Raw genomic sequence first — 20,887 nt, 5'->3', positions numbered from 1 at the left:
ACGATATCTTCGCACACTACTCCACGATTCAGATGGAGGGATACAGAACGCTGAAAGCGGGCCAGCACGTTCAGTTCGATGTCCATGAAGGGCCGAAAGGCAACCATGCCAGTCTGATTGTGCCCTGTGAAGCATCGTCACTCTCCTGACGGGCGCGCGTCTGCTCTCATTCTGACCACTCCCGAAAAAAAATGCCAGCCACAGACGCTGGCATTTTTCTTTGGCGTCCCGCGTCAGTGTTACTCTGCCCGACCGCGCGCCAGCCTCATCACGCGGCCAAACAGCTGATCGAGCAACGGCGGAATCGCCTGCGGCCCGCGTTCGGCCGCTGCCATCGCCACCGCAATCGCCAGTTCCGGCTTCGAGCTATGATGAATGGCTTTGGTAATAATACGCCGCGCGTTCATCGGCACGTTTAACGGCAGGTGCGCCATCTGGTGATAGACATCACTAAAGCCCTGCTTATAAAGGAAGTGTTCGATGTCGGGCGCCGGGAACTGCGTGAGATGGTCGCTCTCCTGCTCATGCGGCTGTAGCTGGCTGCGCGCAGTGGCGGCATATTTTTTCCCGGCCTCGTCGCCGTCAGTCAGCACGTGCCAGGCAATGCCCATGCGGCGCGCATATTTCAGCAGCGGCTTAAGCCCGGACTGCGCAAACTCAATCACCTTCACGCCTTCCGCGGCAAAATGGTAGCCGCGCTGCCGCGCCAGCTCATTGATGATCCACACTTCGGTTTCACCCTCTACCAGCAACCAGCAGCGGGCAAACAGCGCCGACGGCCGGTTAACACGGATGTGAAAGCCGATACGACGCGCCTCTTCGGCACTTAATCCTTCCGGCCCGATACGCCACGCCGCCACGCGATCGGGCTCGCGCACCAGTCGGCAGATTTGCTCCAGCGCCACCTGTGACAGCAGCTCGCCGGAGTTAGTGGTGGCGATTTTTTGCAGCGGCATCAGCGCCAGCAGATTCCACGCTACCGACAGCATGATGGGATGCAGCCGCGTTTCCGGATCCTCCACCAGCAGCAAGGGGCGCGCGCCTGCGGGCAGCGCATCGCTGCCGTGCGCCTGCAGCAGGAGCGAGAACATGCGCAGCAGAATCACCTGGCGACTGCGCGATTCGGTACCGGCGATCAGCTGATTGAGCTGATCGAGCGAACGCCAGCCCTGACTGCCGTCACGCAACTCCGGCGCAACCCGTGCGGCGCCCGTGTCCGGTTGCTGGACCAGAAAATAGTGCGCCATCAGCTGCTGCATGGTATGCAATCCCTGGCGCAACAGCTCGTCGCTCAGGGTTTGCGGCCGCGCCACCAGATCGCGCGTCAGGCTATGCATCTCCTGCGCCAGCGCGCTCAGCGTATCAGCGCGCCGCTGGGTGTCGTTGTCGCTATGGCGCGACCGCCGGCCAAAGCGCGCATCACGCAGGCGCAGCACCGGATAGTACGCGCGCAACTGCGCCAGCGCGGCGTCGGTGCCCGCCAGCGGCAGCACCTCGCCACGCGCGTCAATAAAGCGCCAGCGGGTTTTGACTTCGTTACCCTGGCGCGTCGCCAGCGTACTGAAGCGCAGGTAGCGCCCCGCGTCATCCTGCTGCCAGAACGGCGCAAACAGCGTTTCATGCTCATCGCCCTGCGCGCGAAAGCGAAACACCAGCTGCAACTTATGTAGGCGTGCTTCCACCTCACCGGGCGGAAAATGGAAGTCCTGTTCGGTGAACATATAGGGCTCAGCGGCCGGTGCCAGCAGCAGCGTTAGCGCATCCAGCAAACTGGATTTACCCCACGCGTTTTCCCCAATCAACAGGTTGGTGTCGGTCAGCGGCAGCGATAACCGGTTAATGCCGCGAAAGCCGTGTATATCGATATGTTCCAGAATCATCGCGCAGTCCCTCCGTGCTTTGCCAGAGCATGGTCCGCCGCGCTGCGTTGGTCAAGTCGGCAGCGGGAGAAAAGGTTTACACTTCAGGCGTTTTCCATTAGCGTGGCGTCTCGCAAAAAAGGACGTCATTTTCCATGTATACCGGACTGCTTATCATTCTGGTGCCGCTGATGGTGGGCTATTTGCTGCCGTGGCATCAGCCTGCGCTGTTGCAGCGCGTTAACCGCCTGCTGAGTTTGCTGATTTACGCCATTCTGTTTTTTATGGGTACCAGCCTCGCCTTTCTCGACAATCTCGGCACCAACTTACTGATCGTGTTTAAAACCGCGCTGATTGCCGCGGGCGCCATTCTGAGCTGCTCGCTGCTGGCGCTGTGGCTGCTGGATCGCCGCTGGCCGTGGCGGCAGCAGCATCGCCAGCAGAATCTGCCGTCGCGCTGGCACATGGTGCTGGAGTCACTCAAGCTGTGTGTGGCGGTGCTGGCCGGTTTCCTGCTGGGATTAACCCAATGGGCGCCGCTGCGCCATGCCTCCACCCTGAGCGAAATTGCGCTGGTGGTGCTGCTATTCCTGGTTGGCGTGCAGCTGCGCGGCAGCGGCATGACGCTGCGCCAGATCACCCTGAACCGGCGTGGCATGACGGTAGCGCTGGTATCCCTGTGCGGCTCGCTGGGCGGCGGCGTGCTGGCGGCGTGGCTGCTCGGCGTTTCGCTGTCAACCGGACTGGCGCTGGCCAGCGGCTTCGGCTGGTATTCACTGTCCGGCATTCTGATGACCGAAGCGTACGGCCCGGTGATGGGCAGCGCCGCCTTCTTTAACGATCTGCTGCGCGAGCTGGCTGCGGTGCTGCTGATTCCGGTGCTGGTCAACCGCTACCGCAGTATGGCACTTGGGCTGAGCGGTGCCACGTCGATGGATTTCACCCTGCCGATTCTGCAGCGTGCCGGCGGAATGGAGATTGTGCCTGCGGCCATCGTGCACGGTTTTATCATGAACCTGCTGGCACCTATCCTCATCGCCCTGTTTTCCGCCTGACGCGCAGCGCATTTTTTCACGCCCGCTGCGCTGCGGCTTCGTCTACGCTTTCTCTCTGACACGTTTTTTGCCATCCGACTGGATGGCCGACACCAGAAAGGAGCGAACGATGAAGCAAACAGTGGCGGCCCTGCTGGCCAAAACGCTGGAGAGCGCCGGCGTAAAACGCATTTGGGGCGTAACCGGTGACTCCCTCAACGGGCTGAACGACAGCCTCAACCGCATGGGCACCATTGAATGGATGCCAACGCGCCATGAAGAAGTGGCCGCTTTTGCCGCCGGGGCGGAAGCACAAATCAGCGGTGAGCTGGCGGTGTGCGCCGGCTCCTGCGGCCCTGGCAACCTGCATCTGATCAACGGCCTGTTTGACTGCCATCGCAACCATGTTCCGGTGCTGGCGATTGCCGCGCACATTCCTTCCAGCGAAATCGGCAGCGGCTATTTTCAGGAAACCCATCCGCAGGAGTTATTCCGCGAGTGCAGCCATTACTGCGAGCTGGTCTCCAATCCGGAACAGCTGCCGCAGGTGCTCGGCATTGCGATGCGTAAAGCCATCCTCAATCGCGGCGTGTCGGTGATTGTGCTGCCGGGTGACGTGGCGCTGCAGGCGGCGCCGGAGAATGCGCGCAGCGAATGGTATCCGCCGCAGCTGCCGCAGGTGGTGCCGTCGGTCAGTGAACTGACGCGCCTCGCAGAAACGCTCAATGAAGCGAAAAATATCACCCTGATGTGCGGCAGCGGCTGCGCCGGTGCCCATGCGGAAGTGGTAAAGCTGGCCGAAACGCTGAAAGCACCCGTGGTACACGCCATGCGCGGCAAAGAGCACCTCGAGTACGACAACCCGTATGATGTCGGCATGACCGGGCTGATCGGCTTCTCATCCGGCTATCACGCCATGATGAACGCCGACACGCTGGTGCTGCTCGGCACCCAGTTCCCTTATCGCCCGTTCTACCCGGCGGACGCGCGCATTATTCAGATTGATATCAATCCGGCCAGCCTCGGCGCGCACAGTCACGTCGACATGGCGCTGGTGGGTGACATCAAAGCCACGCTGCAGGCGCTGCAGCCGCAGCTCACCAGCCACAGCGACCGTCATCACCTCGATCGCGCACTGGAGCACTACGCGGATGCGCGCAAAGGGCTGGACGATCTGGCGACCGCCAACGATAAGCAGGCGATTCACCCGCAGTATCTGGCCCAGCAGATCAGCCACTATGCGGCCGATGACGCTATCTTTACCTGTGATGTCGGCACGCCAACGGTGTGGGCAGCGCGCTATCTGAAAATGAACGGCAAGCGCCGTCTGCTCGGCTCGTTTAACCACGGTTCGATGGCCAACGCCATGCCGCAGGCGCTTGGCGCACAGGCCATTGATAAACAGCGTCAGGTGGTTGCGCTGTGCGGCGATGGCGGCTTCAGCATGCTGATGGGCGATTTCATCTCGCTGGCGCAGCTTAAGCTGCCGGTGAAGCTGGTGATCTTCAATAACAGCGTGCTGGGCTTTGTGGCAATGGAGATGAAAGCCGGTGGCTATCTCACCGACGGCACCGATCTGGAGAACCCGGACTTCGCCGCCATCGCCACCGCCTGCGGCATCAAAGGGATCCGCGTGGAAAAAGCCTCGGAGCTCGATGGCGCGCTGCAACAGGCGTTCGCCCATGACGGTCCGGTGCTGGTGGACGTGATCACCGCCAAGGAAGAACTGTCGATGCCACCGCAAATCAAAGCCGAGCAGGCTAAAGGTTTCAGCCTGTATATGCTGCGCGCGATCCTGAATGGCCGCGGTGATGAAATCGTCGAGCTGGCGAAAACCAACTGGCTGCGGTAAAACGAAGAGACTTGCCGGATTAATCATCATGCGGGCGCTTAGCCCGCTTTTTTATGTCAGGAGAGCAACGTGATCGATTTACGCAGTGATACCGTGACCCGCCCGAGTGCCGCGATGCTGGATGCGATGATGGCGGCCGAAACCGGCGATGATGTCTATCGCGATGATCCCACCGTCAATGCGCTGGAGGCTGAAGCGGCGCGCCTGAGCGGTAAAGCGGCTGCGCTGTTCTTCCCTACCGGCACCCAGGCCAATCTGGTGGCGCTGCTGTGCCACTGCCAGCGCGGCGATGAGTACATCGTCGGCCAGCAGGCGCACAACTACAAATATGAGGCTGGCGGTGCCGCAGTGCTCGGCAGCATCCAGCCGCAGCCGATCCTCGCGGCTGCCGACGGCACGCTGCCGCTGCACGACGTGGCGGCCGCCATCAAGCCGGACGACATGCATTTTGCCCGCACCCGCCTGCTGAGCCTGGAAAATACCCATCACGGCAAAGTACTGCCGCTAAGCTACCTTGAACAGGCGTGGCAATTTACCCGCGAGCGCCAGCTGGCGCTGCACATTGACGGCGCGCGCATCTTTAATGCCGTGGTGGCGCAGGGTGTGCAGCTGATCGATATCGCCCGCTACTGCGATAGCCTGACCATCTGCCTGTCGAAAGGACTGGGCACGCCGGTTGGCTCCCTGCTGTGTGGTGATGAAGCTTATATCGAGCAGGCGCGGCGCTGGCGCAAAATGACCGGCGGCGGCATGCGCCAGGCCGGCATTCTGGCGGCTGCCGGTCTCTACGCGCTGCAGCACAACGTGGCGCGTCTGCAGGAGGATCATGACAACGCCGCGTGGCTCGGCGCACAGCTCAGCGCTATTGGTGTGGAAGTGGTGAGCCAGCACACTAACATGCTGTTCGTGAAAGTGCCGGCGGAGCAGGTGGCACCGCTACAGCGCTGGATGCAGGCGGGCGACGTGCTGCTCAGCGTAGGTCCGCAGACCCGCATCGTTACCCATCTGGATGTCAGCCGCCAGCAATTACAGCAGCTGGTGGCGCGCTGGCAGGCCTTTCTCCAGCCGTAACGCCGCAACGCGCGGCTACTGTGCCGCGCCGTATTTCGCCAGCAGCGCACGGGCGATGGCCAGCGTCTCGGCATCGGCTTCGCCACGGTAATCACGCGGGCGGAAATGCATCTGAAACGCCGCAATCAGTTTGCGCTGCATCTGCGGCGTTGGCGCAGCGGCAACGTCATAACCATAGCGCTGCAGCGCAGCCAGAAGCGTTGCAGCCTCGACCGGGGCATCTGGCGGCTGGTTAGCCAGATAGCGCTGTACCGTGGCGGCATCCGGCCACGCTCCCAGCCCCTGCCGGGCCAGCTGTTGCCACGGAAACAGCGGACCGGGATCCTGCTTGCGCTGCGGCGCGATATCACTGTGCCCGACAATATTTTCCGGACTGATGCCGTAACGCTGGCTGATATCGCGCACCAGCGCGGTCAGGGTAGCGATTTGCGCGGCGGTGAACGGCTGCCACTGCCGGCCGGTCAGCGTGCGGCGATAGCCGTCATTGACGATTTCGATGCCAATTGAGGTGTCATTAATGCGCGTTGCACCGCGCCAGAAGCTCGGTCCGGCATGCCACGCCAGCTGGTTTTCAGGCACCAGTTGCCAGATCACCCCGGCGCCGTTTTTCTGCGGCGGCTGCTGCGGAATCAGATAGTGCGCGCTGACGTTGCGGTCCGTCAGGGTCGCCAGCGACGAGGGGAAGTCCTCCGCCGTGTAGTGGATTACCACCACTTTGATGCGCGGTCGGGCCCCCTGCGCCGGGTGCGCGCTATCGACCCAATAGCCGTTGCGCGCTTCCAGCGTCGACTGGCAGGCGCTGAGCAGCAGCGCCATCGCCAGCAGTAACACCGCTCGCATTAGCGCACGATCACCGCAGTACCGGTAACGCTCACCATCAGCATGCTGCTGTCTTTGCCCACGGTTTCGTAGTCAATATCAATGCCAACCACCGCATTGGCGCCCAGCGCTTTCGCCTGTTCTTCCAGCTCTTCGAAGGCGATCTGCCGCGCTTTGCGCAGCTCTTTCTCATAGGCACCGGAGCGGCCGCCGACGATATCGCGGATGCCGGCAAAGAAGTCGCGGAAAATGTTGGCACCGAGAATCGCTTCGCCGGTCACAACGCCGCAATATTCAGTGATGCTGTGCCCTTCCAGGGTTGGCGTAGTCGAAAATTTCATCGTTCTCTCCTGTGGTGATTCATGAGGCGATAGCTCGTACGGCGTAAAAGCACGGCTATACTCTATGCTAAAAATGGCGCTTTGCCAGTGAACAATAAGGAAATCGAGATGAGAAACAAAGCCTTTGCGCTGCTTGTTCCCGCTGCATTGCTGCTGAGTGCCTGTACCACCGTTGAGCCGGTGATCAAGGACAACGGGCCGCGTACCGCACCCTGCGTTGATGGCGGTCCGGACAGCGTGGCGCAGCAGTTCTACGATTTACGTGTCAGCCAGCCAACTCAGGGATTGCCGGACAGCACCACGCTGGCAAAATATCGCCCGTACCTGAGCGACAACCTGTATCAGAAACTGCTGCATGCCAGCAGCCAGAGCAACCCACCGGCAGCGTGGCGCCAGGGCGATCTGTTCTCCAGCCTGGCACAGGGACCCACCGCCGCTGACGTGGCCAGCGCCTCCAGCATTCCTAACCGCGACGCGCGTAACATCCCGCTGCGCGTGACGCTGAGCCGCGGCGATAAAAGCTGGCGCGATGAAGTGCTGATGATCCACGAAGGCACCTGCTGGGTGGTGGATGATGTGCGCTACGTCGGCGACTGGCCACACGCCGGTGGCGGCTCGCTCAGCCAGCTGCTGGAAGAGAAAAAATAGTCGCGCATTTTTTCCGCACTCAGCCGCAACCATTAGCGCGCCGCACCATTGCGGCGCCGCTAAGTTTCCGCGCAATAGCCAACGCTTACCCGTCAGCCCCTTTCCCCGCTGCCCTGCCCGATTTTGTGCTACGCTTTTGCTGTTTAATTGCTCTTTAATAAATTTTAACCCACCTCAATTGCATAACTATTCTGGTGACGTTAAGATTTGCGACACTAATTGCTATTCATTTTTTGCGCATGAGTATTCAACTAAACGCCATCAACTGTTTTTACGGTGCCCATCAGGCGCTGTTCGATATCAACCTGGCCTGCCCGCAGGGCGAAACGCTGGTGTTGCTCGGCCCGAGTGGCGCGGGTAAAAGTTCACTCCTGCGCGTACTCAACCTGCTGGAGCTGCCGCGTTCCGGTAGCCTGCAGATTGCCGGCAACCACTTCGATTTCAGCCAGACGCCGTCCGACAACGCGATTCGCGAACTGCGCCAGAATGTCGGCATGGTGTTCCAGCAGTACAACCTGTGGCCGCACCTCAGCGTGATGCAGAACCTGATTGAAGCACCCTGTCGTGTGCTCGGGCTCAGCAAAGATGCGGCGCGCGCGCGCGCCGATAAACTACTGGAACGCCTGCGTCTGACGCCGTACGCCGATCGTTTTCCCCTGCACCTTTCCGGTGGCCAGCAGCAGCGCGTGGCAATTGCGCGCGCGCTGATGATGGAGCCGCAGGTGTTGCTGTTTGATGAACCGACCGCGGCGCTCGACCCGGAAATCACCGCACAGATCGTCAGCATCATTCGTGAGCTGGCGCAGACGCAGATCACGCAGGTGATTGTCACCCACGAAGTCGAGGTGGCGCGCAAAACCGCCAGCCAGGTGGTGTACATGGAGAACGGTCGCATCATTGAACAGGGCGATGCCAGCCACTTTACACAGCCGCAAACCGACGCGTTTGCTCATTATCTTTCGCACTAAGTCAGGATGCTTCTAATGAAAAAAGTTGTACTTGCTGCACTGCTTGCCAGCCTGAGCCTGAGCGCTTCTGCCGCGCAAACCCTGCGTTTCGCGACCGAGGCGTCTTATCCGCCGTTTGAATTTGTCGACTCCGACAACAAAATCCAGGGCTTTGATGTCGATCTGGCCAATGCGCTGTGCAAAGAGATCGATGCGACCTGCACCTTTACCAACCAGGCCTTCGACAGCCTGATCCCCAGCCTGAAATTCCGCCGTTTTGACGCGGTGATGGCCGGCATGGATATTACGCCAGAGCGTGAAAAGCAGGTGCTGTTCACCAAACCTTACTACGACAACTCCGCGACCTTCATCGCGCAGAAAGGCAAGCTGGCGGACGTTGCGGCGCTGAAAGGCAAGCGTGTGGGCGTGCAGAACGGCACCACGCACCAGAAATACCTCTCTGACAAGCACAGCGACATCACCATCGTGCCTTACGACAGCTACCAGAATGCGGTGCTCGACCTGAAGAATGGCCGTATTGATGCGGTGTTCGGGGATACCGCCGTGGTTAACGAGTGGCTGAAGCAGAACGCCAACCTCGCCGCGCTGGGTGAGAAAGTGACCGACAAAGCCTACTTCGGCACCGGCCTCGGCATCGCCGTGCGTCAGGGCAACAGCGAACTGCAGCAGAAGTTCAACGGCGCGCTGGATAAGATCAAAGCCGACGGCACCTACAAAACCATCTACAACAAATGGTTTCAGCAGTAATTTCTGATGAATGAAATGATTCCACTCGCAAGCGCCGCCGGCATGACCGTCGGCCTTGCCGTTTGTGCCCTGATCGCCGGCCTCGCGCTGGCGATGATTTTTGCTGGCTGGGAATCGCTGCGCTGGAAACCGCTGGCGTGGATCGGTACCGGGCTGGTGACGCTGATTCGCGGCCTGCCGGAAATTCTGGTGGTGCTGTTTATCTATTTCGGTGCCTCGCAGCTGCTGCTGACGCTGTCGGACGGCTTCCAGCTCAATCTGGGCCTGTTCATCCTGCCGGTGCAGATGCAGATTGAGAACTTTGATGTCAGCCCGTTCCTGTGTGGCGTGATTGCGCTGGCGATGCTCTATTCGGCTTACGCCTCTCAGACGCTGCGCGGTGCGCTGAAAGCGGTGCCGTCCGGCCAGTGGGAATCAGGCCAGGCGCTGGGCATGAAAAAGTCAGCGATATTCTTCCGCCTGATTATGCCGCAGATGTGGCGCCATGCGCTGCCCGGACTCGGCAATCAGTGGCTGGTGCTGCTCAAGGATACGGCGCTGGTGTCGCTGATTAGCGTCAACGATCTCATGCTGCAGACCAAAAGCATTGCGACGCGCACCCAGGAGCCGTTTACCTGGTATCTGGTGGCCGCCGCGATCTATTTAGTGATTACGCTATTCAGTCAGGCGGTGCTGCGCCGTATTGAATCACGTACCACGCGTTTTGAGCGGGGGGCCTGACGCATGCTGGCGTATTTACCTGAGCTACTGAAAGGCCTGCATACCAGCCTGACGCTGACGGCCGCCTCACTGGTCGCCGCGCTGCTGCTGGCGCTGCTGTGCACCATTGTGCTGGCGCTGAAGCTGCCGCTGCTCAACTGGCTGGTCAAAGGCTATATCACCCTGTTTACCGGCACGCCGCTGCTGGTGCAGATTTTCCTGATCTATTACGGTCCCGGCCAGTTCCCCAGCATTCAGAACGTGCCGTGGCTCTGGCATTTACTGTCGCAGCCGTGGCTGTGTGCCATGCTGGCGCTGTCGCTTAATAGCGCAGCCTACACCACACAGCTGTTCTACGGCGCGGTGCGCGCCATTCCGGCCGGACAGTGGCAGTCCTGCGCCGCGCTGGGCATGCGCCGCCGCGATACGCTGCGTATTCTGCTGCCGTACGCGTTTAAGCGCGCCCTCTCCTCTTACTCCAACGAAGTGGTGCTGGTGTTCAAGAGTACTTCGCTGGCCTATACCATTACGCTGATGGAAGTGATGGGCCACGGCCAGCTGCTGTATGGCCGCACCTACGACGTCACCGTATATGCTGCCGCCGGTCTGATTTATCTGGTGGTTAACGGCCTGCTGACGCTGCTGATGCGCCTGGTCGAGAAGCGCGCGCTGGCGTTTGAGCGCCGCAACTGATCGTCTGACGCGGCGCGAAGGAAAGCGCCGCGCCCTTCCTCACTGTATTTGATCGCAGCTAAATAAATTTTTAATCATATTTATTGCATACAAATGCATTAACTGGCATCGTGTAAATCGTTTCGCCTCTGGCATGGTTTACAGGAGCCTTATAATGAAAAAATGGATTGTTGCAGCAGTGATGGCAACGCTGGCAATGAATGCTTATGCGGCAGAGAAAATTCGCTTTGCTGCCTCAGCCACCTATCCCCCGTTCGAATCACTCGATCAAAATAACCGGATTGTCGGTTTTGATATCGACCTCGCTAAAGCGCTGTGTCAGCAGATGCAGGCCGAGTGCACTTTCACCAACAATGCCTTTGATAGCCTGATTCCTTCGCTGAAATTCCGTCGCTATGACGCGGTCATTTCCGGCATGGATATCACCGCCGAGCGCAGTAAGCAGGTCGATTTCACCCAGCCCTACTACGCCAATTCGGCAATCGTCATCGCCCACCAAGGTGAATATAGCGATTTTAGCCAGCTGAAAGGCAAACGCATCGGCGTGGAAAACGGCACCACCCATCAGAAATACCTGCTGGAGAAGCATCCTGAAGTAATTGCGGTGGCCTACGACAGCTACCAGAACGCGATTCTTGACCTGAAAAATGGCCGGCTCAACGGCGTATTTGGTGACAGCGCAGTCGTCAATCAGTGGCTGAAGGCCAATACGGATTTGAGCACGGTCGGCGAGCACATTACCGACAGCGACTACTTCGGCACCGGGCTCGGCATTGCGGTGCGCAAGGGCAACAGCGCGCTGCTGCAACAGCTGAACAGCGCGCTGGCGGCGCTGAAAGCCAACGGTCGCTGGCAGCAGATCAATCAGAAGTGGTTCCCGGAATAAGCATTATGGAGTTGCGTGGCGCCGGGCCTGCCAGGTTCTGCACGTCCTCAGCGCAGCCGGGCGCTACGCGATTCCACCCTTACGACGTAGTAATGTCAGCACCTCGAAATGTGCGGTGTGCGGGAACATATCGAACAGCTGCACGCGGCTGATGTCATAGTCGGCCAGGCGGGCAATGTCCTGCGCCATGCTGGCGGGATTGCAGCTGGAATACAGGATGTAGTCCGGCGCCATGCGGCTCAGCCAGGCGCACAGTTCTGCCCCAATACCGCGACGTGGCGGATTGACCAGCACCAGCTGCGGCACGCTCGTATGCCCGGTGGCAAACTGCGTGGAATCCAGCGCGGCAAAACTCACCTGCTCTAACCCCAGCTGCTGCGCCGACTGCTGCGCGCAGGCGATGGCTTCCGCACTGATTTCAATGCCGGTCAGCTGCATCTGCGGCGTGGCGCAGTGCAGGCCAAAGCCGCCAACGCCACAGAACAGATCCCACATGCTGTGCACCGGCAGCTCCGCCACCCAGTCGCGTGCCGTTGCGTACAGCGCAGCCGCCACCTGCGGGTTAGTCTGGAAGAAACTTTGCGGACGGATATACAGCGGCACGTCGTTGAAGCGTTCCGGCAGCGCCTGCTCAGGCGTTAGCGCCATCTCCTCCTCGCCCTCCAGTATCGCCATGTGCACCGGCTGAATATTGGCGGAGATCACCTGCAGCTGCGGCAGCTGCTGTTGCAGCCACGGCAGCGCGGCGCGCAGCTGCGCCAGTTTGCTGTGCGAGCGCAGGACAAAACGCAGCATCATGCCGCCCTGGGTACTCTCCGTCAGCAGCAAAAACTTCAGCTCGCCGCGTTTGCGCGCCACGTTGTACGGCGTCAGACCGGCATGGGCGATAAAGGGTTTCAGCACGTCGAATACCGCCGCGAAGCTGGCGGGATAGAGCGGACAGGCACAGAGATCCACCGGCTCGCCGTCTCGCGCCACCATACCGAACAGCGGTTTTTCCACGCTGCCGCTCACCACCATCTTGGCTTTATTGCGAAACCCCTGCTGCGCCGAGGTGATCGGCGGCCGCCAGTCAGCGACCGGCATGCCGTCCAGCAGCTGCGTCAGTTGTGTCTGCTTGTCGCTCAGCTGTTGCGGATAGGGTTTTTCCAGCCACTGACATGAGCGACAGCGACCGGCCTGATAAAGCGCGCAATGCATGGAAAGGCCTGTATTGAGAATCGGGAGCAAAAACGGGGGCCGATTGTATCACCGGCTGCGGAAAAATGCGCGACTGCTGGCCGGCACAAACAGCAGCAGCAGCACCAGCACATCCGGCAGTTTCTGCAGCAGCGTGTGGTGAATAATCTGCGCGTTGTTCTCGCCGGGAATGCTGAAAATCTCCGGATAGATCCAGCCCACGGACGCCATCAGCATGTACAGCAGCACCACGATCTGTGTGGCCACGTAGCCCCAGCGCCCGGCATTACTGCCGCGCATCAGGGTAAAGGCACAGCGCAGTTCAAACAGGAAAATCAGCTGGCTGGCGATAAAAATCAGCGTGGAGTCCCACGCCTGCGCGCTACGGTGCACGAAATTGGCGATTTCGTCATAGCCCAGCTCATTGGCCAGCATCAGCACGCTGATACAGCGCGTGGCGATAATGGCGCTGCCGGCAATGGTCACCGGCACGGGCGTGGAGGTTAACACCAGGTTTTTCAACGTTTCCGACATTGCGCGCGCTCCATAAGAAAAGGCTGACAGAGTCAGCCTTGCTTATATTGGCAAATGTTGCGTCACTCAGCCACGTTTTGCTTTCTGAATATCGCGCAATCGCTGTTTTTCTTCGTGCGCCATAAAGCGCCAGGCGATAAAGCCGACCAGCCCAACCACAAACAGAATCAGCGAGGCCAGCGCGTTGATCTCCGGATTGACGCCGCGCCGCACCGTGGCAAAGATCGCCATCGGCAGCGTGGTAGCGCCCGGCCCGGTGACGAAGCTGGCGATCACCAGGTCGTCCAGCGACAGAGTAAACGCCAGCAGCCAGCCGGTAATGATCGCCGGGGCAATCATCGGCACGGTAATCACGAAGAACACCTTCAGCGGCGTAGCGCCGAGGTCCATCGCCGCTTCTTCAATTGATCGATCCAGCTCGCGCAGCCGCGAGTTGATCACCACCGCCACGTAGGCGGTACAGAACGTGACGTGCGCCAGCCAGATGGTCAGCATGCCGCGATCGCCCGGCCAGCCAAAGGTGTTGCCCATCGCCACGAACAGCAGCAGCAACGACAGACCGGTGATCACGTCGGGCATCACCAGCGGCGCGGTGAGCATGAAAGCAAAGCTGCTGTGGCCGCGAAAACGCCCGAAGCGCACGATAATCACCGCCGCCATGGTGCCGAGCACCACTGCCATGGTGGCCGACAGCGCCGCGATGGTCAGGCTCAGGCCAACCGCATCCAGCATCGCATCATCCTGGAACAGCACGCGATACCAGTGAAACGAGAAGCTCTCCCATACCGTCACCAGCTGCGAGCTGTTGAAGGAGTAAACCACCAGCAGCAGCATCGGCGCGTACAGGAACAGGAAGCACAGCGCCAGAATCGCGGTGCGCCACGGAGAGCGGATTACCGGTAGCTGATTCATCCCTTCTCCCCCATTTCACGGTTTTGATGTTTGTGGAACCAGACGATAGGCAGAATCAGGATCAGCAGGATGATCACCGCCAGCGCCGAGGCCACCGGCCAGTCGCGGTTGTTGAAGAACTCCTGCCACAAAATGCGCCCAATCATGATGCTGTCCGGTCCGCCGAGCAGTTCCGGGATCACGTACTCGCCCACCGCCGGAATAAATACCAGCATTGAGCCAGCAATAATGCCGCCTTTGGTCAGCGGCACGATGACGCTGAAGAAGGTTTTCAGCGGCCGCGCGCCGAGGTCCAGCGACGCTTCCACCAGCGAATAATCAATGCGCGTCAGCGCGGTGTAGATCGGCAGCACCATAAATGGCAGGTAGCAGTAAACGATACCGATATACACCGCCGTGTTGGTATACAGGATGATCAGCGGATGATCGATCACGCCAAGCCACATCAGGAAGCGGTTGAGGATCCCGTTGTTGTTCAGCAGTCCCATCCACGCATAGACGCGCACCAGGAACGAGGTCCACGACGGCAGGATCACCAGCAGCAGCAGGATGGTGCGCATAGAGGGCTTGCTGTGCGCCACCGCCCACGCCAGCGGATAACCGATCAGCAGACAGATCACCGTTGAGATCGCCGCCACCTTCAGCGAGGTGAGATAAGCTTCGGCGTACAGCGGATCGTCCGTCAGCGTCAGGTAGTTGCCCAGATTGAGCACCAGGTTGAGCTGGTCGTCCGCCCAGGTCACCAAATCGGTGTACGGCGGAATGGCGCGCGCAATATCGGCGAAACTGATCTTCAGCACGATGAGGAACGGCAGCATAAACAGCAGGATTAGCCACAGATAAGGCAGCGCGATCACCAGCTTGCGACCGTGCTGCATTTTCATGCGCGTGCCCCAGCGCTGCAGCGGTGTGCCCGCCACCTCCGGCTCGCTGCGTTGAGAAATCTGGCTCATAGCGCCTCCTTAAACCGTCAGGACCACACAGCTGTCGGCATCCCAGCACAGGCGCACTTCATCGCCCCAGGTGGGCGCGCCTTTCCGGTAGCGATGCGCATTCTGCAGCTGGGCGCTGATCATCTGGCCGCTGCGCAGCCGTACGTGGTAAATCGACAGATCGCCGAGATAGGCGATGTGCACCACTTCGCCGACGGCAAAGTTGCAGCCGTCGGCCGGCACCTCGTCGCACAGCATGACTTTTTCCGGCCGCAGCGCCACGTGCACCGGCACGTTGTCGACAATCGACACATCGGTCTGCACCTTGAGCGGATGCATCAGCCCCGGACTGTCGATCACCACGCCCTCGTCGCGGCGTTCGCGCAGCAGGCCATCAAACACATTCACCGAGCCGATGAATTCGGCGCTGTAGCGGCTGGTCGGGTGCTCGTAAATCTCTTCCGGCTCGCCGATCTGCACAAATTTACCGCGGTTCATGATGGCGATGCGGCCCGCCATGGTCATGGCTTCTTCCTGATCGTGGGTCACCATCACGCAGGTAGCGCCTACACGCTCCAGAATATCCACCACTTCGTGCTGCATGCGGTCACGCAGTTTTTTATCCAGCGCGCCCATCGGTTCGTCGAGCAGCAGAAGCTTGGGACGTTTCGCCAGGCTACGCGCCAGCGCCACGCGCTGACGCTGGCCGCCAGAAAGCTGGTGCGGCTTACGTTTGGCGTACTCTTCCATATGCACCAGCGCCAGCATCTCTGCCACCCGGCTGCTGATTTCGCCTTTCGGCAGTTTGTCCTGCTTCAGGCCAAAAGCGATGTTCTGTTCCACCGTCATGTGCGGAAACAGCGCGTACGACTGGAACATCATGTTAATGGGCCGCTGATACGGCGGCACATGGGACAGATCCTGACCATCCAGCACAATCTGACCGCTGCTGGGAATTTCAAAGCCGGCCAGCATCCGCAGCAGCGTGGACTTGCCACAGCCGGAAGCGCCCAGCAGTGCGAAAATTTCGCCTTTGTAAATGGTCAGGCTGACATCATCCACGGCGTGCTGGCCGTCAAACGATTTCGTCAGGTTGCGGATTTCCAGCAGCGGCGTTAACGCCTTAGCCGTTTTATTTTGGGGGCGGGGAATCGCGTCGTTCACTCACATGTCTCCGGCGCTAAGCGGGATAGCGCGGCACAGCCAGCCGCTAAATGACACAACAGAGGCCAGCACCGCGCCTCTGTTGTCGTTTACCGATAAGGGAATCCGTTCAGAACGAATTACTTACCACTTTTTACTTTAGTCCATGCACGGGTACGCGCACGATCCAGTTTCGGATCCTGGACCTTGAGCACAAACAGTTTGGCCATCGCTTCCGGCGTCGGGAAGATACCCGGATTGTTGCGCACATCCGCATTGATCAGCGGCAGCGACGCTTTGTTGCCGTTGGCGTAGTTCATCTTGTTGGAGACGTCGGCAATCACTTTCGGATCCATGATGTAGTTCAGCCACTGATAAGCCGCATCCAGATTTTTCGCGTCTTTTGGAATGGCCATCATGTCGAAGAATGCCAGCGCGCCCTCTTTCGGTACGCTGTAACCGAGATGGACACCGTTGTTGGCTTTCACCGCGCGATCTTTTGCCTGCAGAATATCGCCAGACCAGCCGATGGCGACGCAGATGTTGCCGTTGGCGAGGTCATTGATGTACTGCGAAGAGTGGAAGTAGCGGATATTCGGCCGCAGCTTCAGCAGCAGATCGGTCGCCGCACCGGTGTAATCTTTCGCGTCAGAGCTGTTCGGATCTTTGCCGAGGTAGTTCAGCACGGTGGCAAAAATCTCTTCTGGCGCATCGAGGAACGAAACGCCGCAGCTCTTCAGTTTTTCCAGGTTTTCCGGCTTCAGCACCAGATCCCAGCTGTTCACCGGCGCATCGGCGCCCAGTGCCGCTTTGACTTTATCGATGTTATAGCCAATACCGGTGGTGCCCCACAGGTAAGGAATGGCGTATTTGTTACCCGGATCGTGCTGGGCCACTTTCGCCATCAGATCGGGATCGAGATTTTTATAGTTAGGCAGCTTGCTCTTATCCAGCTCCTGGAACACACCAGACTGCAGCTGACGTGCGAGGAAGCTCGACGACGGTACCACCACGTCATAGCCGGTACTGCCAGCCATCAGTTTGCCTTCCAGCACTTCGTTGGAGTCAAACACGTCGTAGACCACTTTGATGCCGGTCTGCTTTTCAAAATTGGGCACGGTGTCGGCCGAAATATAATCGGACCAGTTATAAACGTGCAGCGTTTTATCCTCTGCCTGAGCGCCCACGGCCGCAGCCATCAGCACACCTGCAACCACACCTGGCAACCATTTTTTTGACTGGTTGATCATGTTTTTCTTCCTCCTGAGCGGGTCATCACAACGCTGCATACACGCGATCCGGTCGTTGCGTTGTCTGTTAAATTACAGCCACACAATGAATCAATATTCAGCGGGAGTTTAATAGCAAAAACCTATAGCTGCGCCGTAGTTGCACGTATCAGACAGCCCCGCAAGAATAGCCCCCCTGATTCCTGCGTGCCAGATCCCAGCTTAAAAAACGCCTTTTTGCGATAAGTTATGCATGTTTCTGCTATGCACTCTGGCACTAGCGGCATAAAGCACGACTAATATCTGGCAATAAAGGGCAAAATGCAGAATAAAAAGTGGTGGGGATAAAATGAAAACTGCCGCAAAAAGCGGCAGTTAGCGAGACGGGAAATCTTAGTGCAGCATCGCGTGGCTGCCGGAACTGGGTTGACGTTCCTCTTCTTCGCCCATCATCAGTAAATTGTTGGCAAAGGCTTCCATAATCACCATGGAAATCCCCTCTTCACTCTGCTTCATAAAGTGAGAGAACTGGCCAAAGGTCAAACCAGCGGTGGTACTGATGGACTGGCAGACAATCAGCTTGGGCAGATTATCGTCCTGAATATCGATAAAGGCTTTCACCGTTAATGAACTGGCGTTGATTTGCGACAAATCGCCAACCAACGGGATAAGCGCCGTGGGCTTCACTTCAGCCAGTGCGGAGAAAAGGATGACGTCGTCCACCAGGTCGATTTTTGCATCAAACACCCCGTCAAAATTCTGCATGTGCGGCAGATGCAGTGCCTGGCAGGCATCGCATTCGAACCAGGTGATATTTTGTTGATCCAGCCAGCGACGCAGCATGTCGATGTCAGGAACGACCAGTGAATCCATCGTTGTATCCTGTGGGGTGAATAAATAAGCGCCTTAGCTTACGGAAAAATAGTCGCAGATGCCACGAAAACCGCGCAAAAGCGCGGTTCAGCCCCCGGTTTTCGGACGATAACCGGGACAGGCGTGCTGCTCTATCCAGCGGATCATCATGGCGGCAATGTCTAAACCGGTGCTGCCTTCGATGCCCTCCAGCCCTGGAGAAGCATTGACCTCCATCACCAGCGGACCCCGGTTGGCGCGCAGAATATCCACGCCCGCCACGGCTAATCCCAGCGTCGTGGCCGCTTTGACCGCGATCTCGCGCTCCTGATCGGTAATGGTGACGGCGCGGGCGCTGCCGCCACGGTGCAGATTAGAGCGGAAATCGCCCTCTTTCGCTTCCCGCTCAATCGCCGCCACCACTTCGTCACCAATCACCAGGCAGCGGATGTCGCGCCCGCGCGCCTCTTTAATGAACTCCTGCACCAGAATATGCGCATTGAGACCGCGAAACGCATCGATCACGCTTTCTGCCGCCTGGCGGGTTTCCGCCAGCACCACGCCGATCCCCTGCGTCCCCTCCACCAGTTTCACCACCAGCGGCGCGCCGCCGACCATGGCGATCACATCCTGCGTATCATCCGGCGACGAGGCAAAGCCGGTAAACGGCATGTCGATGCCCTCGCGCGCCAGCAGCTGCAGCGAGCGCAGCTTGTCGCGTGCGCGGGTAATGGCCACTGACTCGTTGAGCGGATAGCTGCCGAGCATCTCAAACTGGCGCAGCACCGCCGTACCGTAAAAGGTGGTGGCGGTGCCAATGCGCGGGATCACCGCGTCAAAATGGCCGAGCGCCTCACCGCGATAGTGCACCGCCGGCGAGTCGGAGTTGATATTCATGTAGCAGGAGAGCGGATCGATCATCTGCACCTGATGGCCACGCGCTTCCGCGGCTTCACGCAGGCGTTTACAGGAATAGAGCGCGCCGTCACGGGTGAGAATGGCCATCTTCATTGCAGCAGTCCCTGTACTTAGCGCGTTGCCCAGCCCTGCTGATGCAGGTAGTCCAGCATGAACGGTCGCGTTTCTTTAATGATCAAACGCTGAATCAGTTCGCTCCAGGTTTCCGAGCGCTGATTGCTGTCGCGCTGCTGATAGTAAGCGGTGATCTGCTGGTCATATTGCGCCAGCACTGCTTTATCCAGCGGCTGGTAGCGGTTTTCATGCACCAGCATCGCCTGCGGCATGCGCGGCTTGACGTCCGGTGACGCGTCGGGATGGCCGATGCAGAAGCCAAACAGCGGCAGCACAAACTTCGGCAGCCCCAGCAGCTCCGTCACCTGCGCGATGCTGTTGCGAATGCCGCCAATAAACACGCCGCCTAAACCGAGCGATTCCGCAGCGACCATGGCGTTCTGCGCCATCAGCGCGGTATCGACACAACCCAGCAGCAGCTGTTCGGCTCGGCCCAGCTGAGCCTCAGGGCAGATTTGCTGGTGGCGGTTGAAGTCGGCGCAGAACACCCAAAACTCCGCTGCGGCGCTGACCCATGGCTGGCCGCCTGTGAGCTGCACCAGCTGCTCGCGCAGGGCGCGGTCGGTGATACGCACAATGGAGGAACATTGTAAAAAACTGGAGGTCGAGGCCGCCTGCGCCGCAGCGATAATCGCGCTGCGCTGGGCGTCATCAATCCCCTGCTCAGTAAAGGCGCGAATGGAACGGTGGCTGCAAAGCAAATCAATAGTCGGCGTCATAATCCTCTCCGGTTACTTCTTTTTGTCGGTGTGATTGAACAACTGCGGTGCCATCGCCTTTGCGGTGCGCCACATCATCAGCCACGCTGCCGGCAGCATCAGCGCAATGCCGAGGAAAAACAGCAGCGTTGCCAGCGGTTTTTTCGCCATGAATGCCGGCGCCGCCAGCCAGTCGTTGACCAGCAGCAGCGCGCCAATCACTGCCAGCACGCCCAGCGCTTCCAGCAGTAGCACGGGTTTAGGCAACGTCGCCAGATTACGCATGGTTCAGGGCTCCTCAGTGTTCATCTGTTTCTGCTGCAGGTGATACCCGAATACTGTAGTACGGCATTGTGACCGGGTATAGACAGCGCGCATTAGAGTAACAGGCAATTTCTGCTTTTCTTAAGCAGGATGGGCGGGCATGATGTGACGCATTATTCACGCTGTGATGTGAGACAAGTCACAAAACAGCAGCGGAAGGAGAGAAGCAATGATTGCAGTGATTTTTGGCCGTTCCAGCTGCCCATACTGCGTACGAGCAAAAGAGTTAGCCACGAAGTTAACCAGCGAGCGCGACGATTTTAATTATCAGTACGTCGATATCCAGGCGACCGGCATCACCAAAGCCGACCTGGAAGCGCGTGCCGGTAAACCGGTTTCTACCGTGCCGCAGATCTTCCTCGACGACCAGCACATCGGTGGTTACACCGAATTTGCTGCGTGGACCAAAGAAAACCTCGGCATCGAAGCCTGACC

24 protein-coding genes are annotated in these 20,887 nt (G+C 59.2%); 11 read left to right on the top strand and 13 right to left on the bottom strand.

Annotated elements, in window-relative coordinates:
- The coding region (locus QMM04_RS02035; RefSeq protein ID WP_282995537.1) for a cold shock domain-containing protein at positions 1-149 on the top strand (149 nt) is incomplete at its 5' end.
- 90 nt (positions 150-239) lie between these two features.
- Here the strand turns inward: QMM04_RS02035 and QMM04_RS02030 are convergent.
- Entirely contained in the window at positions 240-1,880 is a 1,641-nt protein-coding gene (locus tag QMM04_RS02030) for an ATP-dependent endonuclease (protein ID WP_282995536.1), read from the bottom strand.
- A gap of 134 nt (positions 1,881-2,014) precedes the next feature.
- Here QMM04_RS02030 and QMM04_RS02025 point away from each other — a divergent pair, with 134 nt between their 5' ends.
- From QMM04_RS02025 to ltaE, 3 genes are all read left to right on the top strand, one after another.
- Positions 2,015-2,914, top strand: a complete 900-nt coding sequence (locus tag QMM04_RS02025; RefSeq protein ID WP_058780819.1) for a lysine exporter LysO family protein — start codon at positions 2,015-2,017, stop codon at positions 2,912-2,914.
- Positions 2,915-3,023: 109 nt separating this feature from the next.
- Entirely contained in the window at positions 3,024-4,745 is a 1,722-nt protein-coding gene (gene poxB / locus QMM04_RS02020; RefSeq protein WP_021508366.1) for a ubiquinone-dependent pyruvate dehydrogenase, read from the top strand.
- A 69-nt stretch (positions 4,746-4,814) separates the two neighbouring features.
- Complete coding sequence (gene ltaE, locus QMM04_RS02015; protein ID WP_021508367.1) at positions 4,815-5,816, top strand: low-specificity L-threonine aldolase; 1,002 nt, start codon at positions 4,815-4,817, stop codon at positions 5,814-5,816.
- Positions 5,817-5,831: 15 nt separating this feature from the next.
- Here the strand turns inward: ltaE and QMM04_RS02010 are convergent, their stop codons facing one another.
- Positions 5,832-6,656 (bottom strand): N-acetylmuramoyl-L-alanine amidase, encoded by an 825-nt coding sequence (locus QMM04_RS02010; RefSeq protein ID WP_282995535.1) that lies wholly within the window; start codon positions 6,654-6,656, stop codon positions 5,832-5,834.
- Positions 6,656-6,976, bottom strand: a complete 321-nt coding sequence (locus QMM04_RS02005) for a heavy metal-binding domain-containing protein (RefSeq protein ID WP_058757780.1) — start codon at positions 6,974-6,976, stop codon at positions 6,656-6,658. The genes QMM04_RS02010 and QMM04_RS02005 overlap by 1 nt, the downstream gene beginning before the upstream one ends.
- Positions 6,977-7,084: 108 nt before the next feature.
- Between QMM04_RS02005 and QMM04_RS02000 the strand changes: the two genes are divergently transcribed.
- The 6 genes from QMM04_RS02000 (at position 7,085) to artJ (QMM04_RS01975) (ending at position 11,617) form a co-directional block, all read left to right on the top strand.
- Positions 7,085-7,624, top strand: a complete 540-nt coding sequence (locus tag QMM04_RS02000) for a lipoprotein (protein ID WP_021508370.1) — start codon at positions 7,085-7,087, stop codon at positions 7,622-7,624.
- Positions 7,625-7,863: 239 nt separating this feature from the next.
- Positions 7,864-8,592: an arginine ABC transporter ATP-binding protein ArtP gene (gene artP / locus QMM04_RS01995; protein WP_058769534.1), complete on the top strand. Its 729-nt coding sequence runs from the start codon at positions 7,864-7,866 to the stop codon at positions 8,590-8,592.
- Positions 8,593-8,607: 15 nt separating this feature from the next.
- Positions 8,608-9,339: an arginine ABC transporter substrate-binding protein gene (gene artJ, locus QMM04_RS01990; RefSeq protein ID WP_021508372.1), complete on the top strand. Its 732-nt coding sequence runs from the start codon at positions 8,608-8,610 to the stop codon at positions 9,337-9,339.
- Between the two features lie 6 nt (positions 9,340-9,345).
- The gene (gene artQ, locus QMM04_RS01985) at positions 9,346-10,059 is read left to right on the top strand and encodes an arginine ABC transporter permease ArtQ (protein WP_058757782.1); all 714 of its coding nucleotides are present in this window, start codon (positions 9,346-9,348) and stop codon (positions 10,057-10,059) included.
- Between the two features lie 3 nt (positions 10,060-10,062).
- Positions 10,063-10,731: an arginine ABC transporter permease ArtM gene (gene artM / locus QMM04_RS01980; RefSeq protein ID WP_021508374.1), complete on the top strand. Its 669-nt coding sequence runs from the start codon at positions 10,063-10,065 to the stop codon at positions 10,729-10,731.
- 154 nt (positions 10,732-10,885) lie between these two features.
- Positions 10,886-11,617: an arginine ABC transporter substrate-binding protein gene (gene artJ, locus QMM04_RS01975; protein ID WP_282995534.1), complete on the top strand. Its 732-nt coding sequence runs from the start codon at positions 10,886-10,888 to the stop codon at positions 11,615-11,617.
- Between the two features lie 63 nt (positions 11,618-11,680).
- Here the strand turns inward: artJ (QMM04_RS01975) and rlmC are convergent, their stop codons facing one another.
- The 10 genes from rlmC to QMM04_RS01925 form a co-directional block, all read right to left on the bottom strand.
- Positions 11,681-12,817: a 23S rRNA (uracil(747)-C(5))-methyltransferase RlmC gene (gene rlmC / locus QMM04_RS01970; RefSeq protein WP_282995533.1), complete on the bottom strand. Its 1,137-nt coding sequence runs from the start codon at positions 12,815-12,817 to the stop codon at positions 11,681-11,683.
- A gap of 48 nt (positions 12,818-12,865) precedes the next feature.
- Positions 12,866-13,330: a YbjO family protein gene (locus tag QMM04_RS01965; RefSeq protein ID WP_021508377.1), complete on the bottom strand. Its 465-nt coding sequence runs from the start codon at positions 13,328-13,330 to the stop codon at positions 12,866-12,868.
- 66 nt (positions 13,331-13,396) lie between these two features.
- A complete protein-coding gene (potI, locus tag QMM04_RS01960; protein ID WP_282995532.1) occupies positions 13,397-14,242 on the bottom strand; it encodes a putrescine ABC transporter permease PotI in 846 nt (281 codons plus the stop codon).
- Entirely contained in the window at positions 14,239-15,195 is a 957-nt protein-coding gene (gene potH, locus QMM04_RS01955) for a putrescine ABC transporter permease PotH (RefSeq protein ID WP_021508379.1), read from the bottom strand. The genes potI and potH overlap by 4 nt, the downstream gene beginning before the upstream one ends.
- 9 nt (positions 15,196-15,204) lie before the next feature.
- Complete coding sequence (potG, locus tag QMM04_RS01950; protein ID WP_021508380.1) at positions 15,205-16,338, bottom strand: putrescine ABC transporter ATP-binding subunit PotG; 1,134 nt, start codon at positions 16,336-16,338, stop codon at positions 15,205-15,207.
- A 119-nt stretch (positions 16,339-16,457) separates the two neighbouring features.
- Complete coding sequence (potF, locus tag QMM04_RS01945) at positions 16,458-17,567, bottom strand: spermidine/putrescine ABC transporter substrate-binding protein PotF (RefSeq protein ID WP_021508381.1); 1,110 nt, start codon at positions 17,565-17,567, stop codon at positions 16,458-16,460.
- 372 nt (positions 17,568-17,939) lie between these two features.
- Positions 17,940-18,419 (bottom strand): YbjN domain-containing protein, encoded by a 480-nt coding sequence (locus QMM04_RS01940; RefSeq protein WP_039336361.1) that lies wholly within the window; start codon positions 18,417-18,419, stop codon positions 17,940-17,942.
- 87 nt (positions 18,420-18,506) lie between these two features.
- Positions 18,507-19,409: a 30S ribosomal protein S6--L-glutamate ligase gene (rimK, locus tag QMM04_RS01935; protein ID WP_282995531.1), complete on the bottom strand. Its 903-nt coding sequence runs from the start codon at positions 19,407-19,409 to the stop codon at positions 18,507-18,509.
- Positions 19,410-19,426: 17 nt separating this feature from the next.
- On the bottom strand, positions 19,427-20,149 hold the full coding sequence (gene nfsA, locus QMM04_RS01930) for an oxygen-insensitive NADPH nitroreductase (RefSeq protein ID WP_058757789.1): 723 nt from the start codon (positions 20,147-20,149) through the stop codon (positions 19,427-19,429).
- Positions 20,150-20,161: 12 nt separating this feature from the next.
- Positions 20,162-20,413, bottom strand: coding sequence for a DUF1418 family protein (locus QMM04_RS01925; RefSeq protein WP_059008991.1), 252 nt, complete (start codon positions 20,411-20,413; stop codon positions 20,162-20,164).
- Between the two features lie 208 nt (positions 20,414-20,621).
- On the opposite strand from QMM04_RS01925, the gene QMM04_RS01920 reads away from it, so the two are divergent.
- Positions 20,622-20,885: a GrxA family glutaredoxin gene (locus QMM04_RS01920; RefSeq protein WP_010618314.1), complete on the top strand. Its 264-nt coding sequence runs from the start codon at positions 20,622-20,624 to the stop codon at positions 20,883-20,885.
- The last annotated feature ends 2 nt before the right edge of the window (positions 20,886-20,887 follow it).

The sequence above is a fragment of the Pantoea sp. Pa-EAmG genome, from assembly GCF_030024295.1.
Lineage (GTDB): Bacteria > Pseudomonadota > Gammaproteobacteria > Enterobacterales > Enterobacteriaceae > Pantoea > Pantoea dispersa.
This window is presented reverse-complemented; position numbering and strand designations above follow the sequence as displayed.